Below are 7250 nucleotides of genomic sequence, written 5' to 3'. Positions count from 1 at the left end.
GCCGCGTGGCCGGCGGCGCGGGGCGGCGTCGGGGGAGTCGTCCCCGCTCGCTTCGCTCTGCGGCACGGTGCCGCGCTCCGTGGCGGCGGTCACTGGCCGGTCTTACCGCTGGCCATGGCGCCGCATGCCTTGAGGGCGTCCTGCGTCTTCTTCGACCCACCGTCCGGGATGTTCATCCGGCCCTCGTCGGTCGGGTCCTCGGCCTCGACTCCCTTGTCGCGCAGGCACTTGGCCAGCTTCACGTCCTTCGCCTTCTGCTCAGGGGTGTACTGCGGAGCCTGGCCGTCCGCGTTCGGCATGAACTGCTTGCACTTCTCGAGCGCCGCCTGGAACTTCTTCGGGTCGGAGGGCTGGACGACGTTCGCCCCGTCGGCGTCCGGGTCGGGCATGTCGATGCCCTGTTCGCGCATGCAGGCCGCGTACTTCAGCCGGGCCTTCTGCATCTCCTGCGGGCTCTTCGCCTTCTGGGAGGCGCTCGCGGACGGCTTCTTCTCGCCACCGGCGCTGGCGACATCGTCATCACCGCCGCCTCCGCCGCAGGCCGACAGGGCGAGGACCATGCCCAGGGCGGCCGAGGCCAGGGCACAGCGCTTACGTAGAGAGAGGGCAGACATGGGGACCTCACGGTTGGGGTAGGAGCCGGTGCTTGCGCCATGAGAGAACCAGTCGGCCGTGCGCAGGGAGGTAAGCGCGGGAGGCCCTCGCGCCCCGCCACGCTTATCCCTCTGCAATCGCCTCCCTGCTTGCATGGCTGGGCCGGGGTCCGATCCACCCGGTTTGTTACCTTCAGTAACTGCCGGGTATCACCCCGAGCACCACCACGAGGAAGCTCCCCCATGAGGGTCCTGATCGCCGAAGACCACCACATCCTGGCCCGTACGATCGCCACCGGCCTGCGCCGCGAGGCCATCGCGGTCGACCTGGCCTGCTCCGGGGACGTGGCCGAGCGGATGTGCCTGCTCAACGCGTACGACATCATCGTCCTGGACCGGGATCTGCCCGTCATGAGCGGCGACGAGATATGTCTGCGCCTGCGCGCGCTGAAGGACCCGCCCCGCATCCTCATGCTCACCGCCGCCGGTTCGGTGGAGGACCGGGTGTCCGGGCTCGATCTCGGCGCCGACGACTATCTGGCCAAGCCCTTCGACTTCGCCGAACTCATCGCACGGATCAGGGCGTTGAGCCGACGCGTCCCCACGCCCCCGCTGATGACCCTGCGGCACGGCGGCATCGAGCTGGACCGGGGCCGTCGCGAAGTCCGCATCGACGGCAGGCCGGTGGAGCTGAGCCCGAAGGAATTCGCCGTCCTTCAGCTCCTGATGGAGGCGCGCGGCGAGGCCGTGACCCACCGTGCCCTGCTGGACCAGGTGTGGGACGAGCACATGGACTCGCGCACCAGCGCCGTACGCGCCACCGTCAGCCGGCTGCGTGGCAAACTCGGCCGTTCCGACGCGATCTCCATGGACGACGGCAAAGGTTACCGGCTGTGCTGAATCCCCTGTCCCTCGTCGGCCCGCGGGCCCTGCGGACCGTGCTGCGCGACCGGCTGACCTTCCGCGCCAAGCTCGCCGCCGCGTTCACCGCGCTGTTCTTCTGCGCCGGAGCCGCACTGTTGATCTTCGTCACGGTGCTGGCCCGGCAGGGAACCATGGAGCAGTTCGCCAGCATCACGACGGACCACACCGACGGGCCGACCGCTCCCCGGCCCACCTCCTCGGCCTCGGCGGCCCCCGGGGGCCCGACCAGTCCCGAGCCCGCCGCCTCGGCGTGGTCCCGACAGCAGGCCGAGGACGCCCGGCTGGCCAGGGTGCAAGTCACCAACAGGCTCCAGGAGACCGCCGTACGGCAGATGGTGCTGTGGTCGGCGGTCGGCCTGGCCGTGATGGCCGTACTGTCCGGCGCCATGGGCTGGTGGCTGGCCGGCCGGGCCCTGCGCCCGGTACGCGAAGTGATCCTCGCGGCCCGCCGGATGAGCGAGGAGAACCTCCATGAACGCCTTCAACTCACCGGCCCACAAGACGAGTTGCGGGAACTGGGCGACACCTACGACACCATGCTGGACCGCCTGGAGAGGTCCTTCACCAGCCAGCGCCGGTTCGTCGCCAACGCCTCCCATGAACTGCGCACCCCCCTGGCCGCCCAGCGCACCAGCATCGAGGTCGGCCTCGCCGACCCGCTGCCCGCCCATCTGATCCCGGTCCGCGAGGACCTGCTCATCACCAACCGCGAGGCCGAGCACCTCATCGCCGCACTCCTGCTGCTCGCCCGCAGCGACCGCGGACTCGACGAGACCAAGGACACCGACCTCGCCGAACTCACCCGGCAGGCCGCCGACGAACTCAGCTCCCTCGCCGCCGAGCACACCGTCGTCACGGCGGTGCACACCACGCCCCTGTCCGTGACCGGAGACCCGGTGCTCCTCAAGCATCTGGCTTCCAACCTGGTACGCAACGCCATCCAGTACAACCATCCGCAGGGCACGGTCACCGTGCGCATCGACGGTGCCCGCCGACTGACCGTGACCAACACCGGCCCCCGCGTCGACCCCACCCGCGTGGAGAGCCTGTTCGAACCCTTCCGCCGCCTCGACCGCGATCGCACCGCCGTGCACGGCCACGGCCTGGGCCTGTCCATCGTCCGCTCCATCGCCACCGCCCACGGCGGAACGGTCACCGCCGCCCCGGGCCCCGCGGGCGGCCTCCGCGTCGAGGTACGGCTGCCGGTGACGCGGTGACGCGGTGACGCGGTGACTCGGTGACGCGGTGACTCGGTGACGCGGTGATGCGGTGACGCACGGCGGTGGCTAGCGGGTCTTACCGAATGACAGCCCCGCACCGGCCAGATCGGCCCGAATCCCCTCCGGGGAGACCCCGATGTTCGCCAGCTTGATGCCCTTGGCCTTCTTCGGCAGTTGGAAGGAGAGCTCCAGCTTGTCGGTCAGCTCCGGCACCTTCAGCCGCGTCAGCGCCGCCGCCACCGTCGGATCGATGCCGAGCTTCCTGGCCAACTGGGGATGGTCGTTGGCGGCCTGGACGAGGTTGACCGCGAGCAGCGCGGGCACGAAGCGCGGCGACTCCGTGATCCGGTCCAGCATCCGGTCGTCGTTCCGCGCCTGCCCCGCCTCCGCCGGGGACACCCCGAGCTTCTCGGCCACCGAGGGGATCGACAGCAGCGCCCGCGCCTTCTCGGCGTCCTCGCTGATCTGCCGCGCCGCCTTCTTGTGCAGATACAGCCCGGCGCGCGGCTCGGGGCCGGGCCGGTAGGTGGCGATCCCGGGGATGTCCAGCCGCATATCGGTGACGCTGGTGGAGATCCCACGGTCTCCCTGGCGCTGGATATGTGCCTGGGCGTGCAGCGACACCTGCTGGCCGGCGACCGGAAGCTTCCCGTCCGCGCGCACCGAGCTGGGCCCCAGTGCCCGGAACCGCACCTGGGAGGCGCCCAGTTCACGGCTGAGGTCCTCGAAGGACAGCAGCACATCGCCCTTCATCCGGCCCACCGTCGCGCCCCGGAAGGAGCTGGGCAGATCCCCCACGATCCGGATGTCCTGGGCCTGGGCGCGCACCTCGGCGAGCGAGACCCGGTCGGCCGCCACATCCGGGACGGCGATGTCGACCTGCTCCAGATCCTTGCCGAGCACCTGGGTGAGGAACGGGAAGCCATGGATCGTCACATGCGGCGCCGTGGCCAGATCCAGCCTCTTCTGGAGCTCCTGCTCGGCCTTGCGCTCGCTGTACATCACGGCGCAGCGGTCGGCCAGCACCAGCAGCAGGCCCAGCACGAGCAGCCCGATCAGCGCCTTCGCGGTGCGCGGGATACCCCTGAAGCGCCCGCGTCCGCGCCGACGCCGGGACGAGCGGCGGTGGTTGGGCGGCGACCAGGCCTCGTCATCGCCTTCGGAGCCCGAGCCGGACCCCGAGCCGACCGGCTCACCCCTGCGCCCGCCGCCGTCGGCGTCGTCGTCCGACGTCAGGCCGAGGCCCAGGGGATCGTCCGGATCGTACGGGTCGGCCAGGTCGGCGAGTTCCTCGTAAGGGTTCCGGTAATGAACAGCAGGTGAATCACCGTGAGGATATGAGGGCTGTGGTGAAGATATGCGTGTGGGGGATCGCATCACTCAATACCACCACGCCACACTGCCCCACCCGCAAGTCCTAGCGGCGATACGTGTCGAACCGCACGTTCCGATTTCGCCCTCCGTGCACGTGCTGTTTCTCAGCGCGTGCCGCGTGAGACCGCCCTCGCCTCGGTGACGGTGACCGCCCTGCCGTCCATCTCCGTGCCGTCGAGCTGGGCCATCGCCTTCTCGGCGGCCGTCTCGTCCATCTCCACGAACCCGAACCCCCGGGAGCGGCCGCTTTCCCGGTCGGTGATCACGGTGGCGTCCAGCACCTCGCCGATCTGCCCGAACAGGGTCGCCAGGTCCCTTGTCGTCGTCTGGTAGCTCAAGTTGCCCACATGCAGTCGTTTGGACATGACCGGCTCTCCTTGTTCTCCGTGGTTCCCAGTGCAGCGAACCGTGTCAATCCTCTCAGCGAGGTACGAAACGGGCCATCCGCATGGGCTGAACCGGTCATACGGCTCAGTGCAGCGTGCCGAGCCGCTCCACGGAGTAGGGCACCAGCTCCGCCGTACGCCCGCTGAGCACCTTCGCGGCCCACTCGGGGTCGGCGAGCAGGGCGCGGCCGACGGCGACGAGATCGAACTCGTCCCGCTCCAGCCGGTCCAGCAGATTCTCGATGTCCGCCACCTGAGCTGGCCCATCGCCGGTCCCGGGGACGAACGTCGGCAGGAAGTCCTGGTTCAGCCCGACCGAGCCGACCGTGATCGTGGACTTCCCGGTGAGCTTCTTCGTCCACCCCGCGAGGTTCAGCTCCGAGCCCTCGAACTCCGGTGTCCAGTAACGCCGGGTGGAGGAGTGGAAGACATCCACCCCCGCCTCCACCAGCGGGGTGAGCAGCGCCTCCAGCTCCTGCGGGGTCTCGGCCATCCGCACGTCGTAGTGGTCCTGCTTCCACTGCGAGGTACGGAAGATGATCGGGAACTCGGCGGAGACGGCCTTACGGCAGGCGGCCACCAGCTCGGCCGCGAACCGGACCCGGGAGGCCGAGTCGCCGCCATAGCCATCGCCGCGCCGGTTGGTCGCGCTCCACAGGAACTGGTCGATCAAATACCCATGGGCGCCATGCAGTTCGACCCCGTCGAACCCGATCCGCTCCGCGTTGGCCGCCGCCTCCGCGAAGGCCGCGATCACCGCGTCCACGTCGTTCTGCGTCATCGCCCGCCCGGCCGGCTCGCCGCCCAGCCCGATCCCCGACGGGCTCAGCACGGGCGCCTCCGGGTACGGCGGCGCGCCCTCCTCCCGCGACACCCCCACATGCCAGATCTGCGGCGCGATCCGCCCACCCGCGAGATGCACCTGCTTCACCACCTCGGCCCACCCCGCGAGGGCGTCCTCCCCGTGGAAGCGCGGCACGCTGTCGCTCAGCCCCGCCGAGGGGTGGTCGATATACGTCCCCTCCGTGATGATCAGCCCCACCCCACCGGCCGCGCGCCGCGCGTAGTACGCCACCACATCGGCGTTGGGCACGCCGCCGGGCGAGAACATCCGGGTCATCGGCGCCATGGCGATCCGGTTGGGCACGGTCATCCCGCCCACGGTGAACGGCCGGGACAGAACCTGTGCCGCGCGCTCGGCACTCCTGTTTATGGACACGTCGATACTCCTTGACCAGGCGTCGTCACAGCGCGGAATCGCGCTGCCCGGCCAAGCTAAAACCTGACGTCAACGTAAGGGTCAAATACCGGAGGCCACCTCCGCTGAATCCCTGCCGGGGTGCGGGCGCACGGCGGCCCCGTCTGCCCCCGATGGGTGCGTACGCGCTCTACTGCCCCTCGACGAGCGAAGCCCACACTGGTTGCCTCACCAACGAGGCGAGGGGGCCCGAATGGGAACGCACGGCAAGCCGCCCACACCGAACCCGCAGCCGAAGCAGCCGAGCCCACGGGACTCGGACGGACAGCACCCGGATGTCTCCAGGCCGGGCGGCGGGACGCACCGCAAGTGACCGACCTGGCAGAGCTGCACACGCGGGCGGCCGAGGCGCTCGACATCACCGAGCCGTGGGTTCGGCGGGCGTTCGAGGCCGTCCCACGGCACGAGTTCGTCCCCGGCACCGTATGGGTCGTGGACGACGGTGTGTACCGGCCGCTCCACCGGACGGACGACCCCGACCGGTGGGCCCGCATGGTGTACGACCCCGCGCGGGCCATGACCACCCAGGTGGACGACGGGGCCCCTGCCACCGCCGGCGGCGATGTGCCCACCAGCTCCATCTCCGCGCCGACCGCCGTCGTGACCATGCTCGCCGAGCTGGACCTGCGGCCGGGGCATCGGGTGCTGGAGATCGGGGCGGGCACCGGGTACAACGCGGCGCTGCTGGCCGAGCGGGCAGGCGCCGAGCGGGTGACCACGCTGGAGATCGACCCGGACGTGGCCGACGGCGCACGAGCCGCGCTGCGCCGGGCCGGGTACGGCGGGGTAACGGTGCTGGAAGCGGACGGCGAGCAGGGGTGGCGGCTCGGCGCGCCGTACGACCGGCTGGTGGCCACGGCCTCGGTGACGTCGATCCCGTGGGCGTGGGTGGAGCAGATGCGCCCCGGCGGCCTGATCCTGACCCCCTTCCGCACCGCGTTCTGCTCGCACGGACTCGCCCGGCTGACCGTCTCGGACGGCCGTGCCGAGGGCCGGTTCGCGGGCGCACTGACCTTCATGGCGGTGCGAGGCCAGCGGGCGCGCCCGCGTATCGATGGGCTCTTCTCCACGAAGGCGTGGGAGGAGAGCCGCGAGAGCAAGGCCGACCTGGACGTCACGGCGCTCGCCGACCCGCACGCCGAGTTCGCCGTGGGGCTGAAGCTGGCGGACGTGACGCACTGGCCGCAGGACGGCGGCCACTGGTGGTGCGGCCGGGACTCCTGGGCGTACGCGGCGGATGGCGCGGTGCGTCAGTGGGGCCCGCGCGACCTGGCCGACGAGACCGCCGAGGCCCTCGCCTGGTGGGAGGGCGCCGGGCGGCCTGAGCTGTTCGACTTCGGCCTGACGGCCACGGCCGACGGCCAACGGGTGTGGCTGGGCGATCCGTCGGCGGCGTGGCCGCTGCCCGCCGCGTAGCCGGTACGCCTGCCCGCCGGGTAGCCGGTACCCCTGGCCGCCGGGTGGCCGGAGCGCCGTCCGGCCCGCCGGGGGCCGT

General features: G+C 71.0%; 7 protein-coding genes. 3 read left to right on the top strand and 4 right to left on the bottom strand.

What is annotated here, in order from left to right; translation table 11 throughout:
* Positions 1–89: 89 nt before the first annotated feature.
* On the bottom strand, positions 90–614 hold the full coding sequence (locus tag KN815_RS44365; protein ID WP_216347435.1) for a hypothetical protein: 525 nt from the start codon (positions 612–614) through the stop codon (positions 90–92).
* Positions 615–836: 222 nt separating this feature from the next.
* Between KN815_RS44365 and KN815_RS44360 the strand changes: the two genes are divergently transcribed.
* Both KN815_RS44360 and KN815_RS44355 read left to right on the top strand, forming a co-directional pair.
* Positions 837–1493: a response regulator transcription factor gene (locus tag KN815_RS44360; protein ID WP_216347433.1), complete on the top strand. Its 657-nt coding sequence runs from the start codon at positions 837–839 to the stop codon at positions 1491–1493.
* On the top strand, positions 1487–2734 hold the full coding sequence (locus KN815_RS44355; RefSeq protein WP_216347431.1) for a sensor histidine kinase: 1248 nt from the start codon (positions 1487–1489) through the stop codon (positions 2732–2734). The genes KN815_RS44360 and KN815_RS44355 overlap by 7 nt, the downstream gene beginning before the upstream one ends.
* Positions 2735–2803: 69 nt before the next feature.
* Here KN815_RS44355 and KN815_RS44350 read toward each other — a convergent pair whose 3' ends face one another.
* The 3 genes from KN815_RS44350 to KN815_RS44340 form a co-directional block, all read right to left on the bottom strand.
* Positions 2804–4114 (bottom strand): LmeA family phospholipid-binding protein, encoded by a 1311-nt coding sequence (locus KN815_RS44350; protein ID WP_216347429.1) that lies wholly within the window; start codon positions 4112–4114, stop codon positions 2804–2806.
* Between the two features lie 101 nt (positions 4115–4215).
* Positions 4216–4476, bottom strand: coding sequence for an RNA recognition motif domain-containing protein (locus tag KN815_RS44345; protein ID WP_216347428.1), 261 nt, complete (start codon positions 4474–4476; stop codon positions 4216–4218).
* Between the two features lie 106 nt (positions 4477–4582).
* Positions 4583–5716 (bottom strand): NADH:flavin oxidoreductase, encoded by a 1134-nt coding sequence (locus tag KN815_RS44340; RefSeq protein ID WP_216347427.1) that lies wholly within the window; start codon positions 5714–5716, stop codon positions 4583–4585.
* A 348-nt stretch (positions 5717–6064) separates the two neighbouring features.
* Between KN815_RS44340 and KN815_RS44335 the strand changes: the two genes are divergently transcribed.
* The gene (locus KN815_RS44335; RefSeq protein WP_216347426.1) at positions 6065–7171 is read left to right on the top strand and encodes a methyltransferase domain-containing protein; all 1107 of its coding nucleotides are present in this window, start codon (positions 6065–6067) and stop codon (positions 7169–7171) included.
* Positions 7172–7250: the final 79 nt, after the last annotated feature.

The sequence above is a fragment of the Streptomyces niphimycinicus genome, assembly GCF_018883605.1.
Taxonomy (GTDB): Bacteria; Actinomycetota; Actinomycetes; order Streptomycetales; family Streptomycetaceae; genus Streptomyces; species Streptomyces niphimycinicus.
This window is presented reverse-complemented; position numbering and strand designations above follow the sequence as displayed.